General features: G+C 49.1%; 1 protein-coding gene. It reads left to right on the top strand.

Translation table 11 applies throughout. The annotated features are described in order from the left end of the window. A partial coding sequence (locus M3P05_RS20415; protein WP_249701975.1) for an ISL3 family transposase occupies positions 1 to 972 on the top strand: 972 nt, incomplete at its 5' end. Positions 973 to 1,001 lie beyond the last annotated feature (29 nt).

The raw sequence follows: 1,001 nt of genomic DNA, 5'->3' as shown, positions 1-1,001 counted from the left end.
AAAACAATTAATGTGCCTTGGGCTGAACCCGGCTCTGGCTTCACGGCCATGTTTGAAGCGCTGGTCATCGACTGGCTCCATGAAGCTTCAACACAAGCTGTATCCAGGCAGATGGGGCTGAGTTGGAACGCCATAGACAACATTATGCAACGTGCGGTCAAACGCGGTCTGCAGCGAAGAAAACTTCAGCCCCTGAAACATATTGGCATTGATGAAACCTCTTTCCAGAAACGGCATGAGTACGTCACAGTTGTCGTTGATCAGGAGCGAGATATTGTTGTTCATGTGGCTGATGAGCGTAAGAAGGAGAGTCTGAATCAGTTCTATGACACGCAGTCAGAGCAACAGCTCTCTGAACTCGAGAGTGTCTCCATGGATATGTGGCCAGCTTTTATCAATACGACGCTGGACAGGGTTCCTGATGCTGGCACAAAGATAGCCTTCGATAAATTCCACATTGCCAAAGCTCTGGGTGAGGCTGTTGACAAGGTTCGCCGACAGGAACACAAGGTGCTTACGGCTGAAGGGCACAGCATTCTGACAGGCAGCAAGTACCAATGGTTATCCAATCCTGAAAACATGTCTGAAAAACAATGGCAGAACTTTATTCCTCTGAAAGACAGGGTGCTGAAAACAGCCAGAGCCTGGGCCATCAAGGAGCTGGCAATGACTCTCTGGCATTACTCTATACGAGGATGGGCAATCAAAGCCTGGAGGCGCTGGTTAAGCTGGGCTCTTCGTTGTCGTCTTGAACCTGTACGCAAGGTGGCCTTGATGATCAAGGAGCATCTGTGGGGCATAGTGAATGCGATAGTCCTTTCAGTCGACAATGGTCGTTCAGAGGGCATGAATGCCAAGATTCAACGAGTGAAACGCAGAGCTTGTGGTTTCCGGAATAGAGATAGATTTAGAACAGCCATCTATTTCCACTGTGGTGGCTTGGAGCTTTACCCATGTGGAGTGAATCGATGAAATTCACCCACTTAATCAGGGGAAGAGCC

Source organism: Parendozoicomonas callyspongiae (assembly GCF_023502345.1).
GTDB lineage: Bacteria > Pseudomonadota > Gammaproteobacteria > Pseudomonadales > Endozoicomonadaceae > Sansalvadorimonas > Sansalvadorimonas callyspongiae.
The sequence above is the reverse complement of the archived record's forward strand: the minus strand, read 5'-3'. Positions and strand labels throughout refer to the sequence as shown.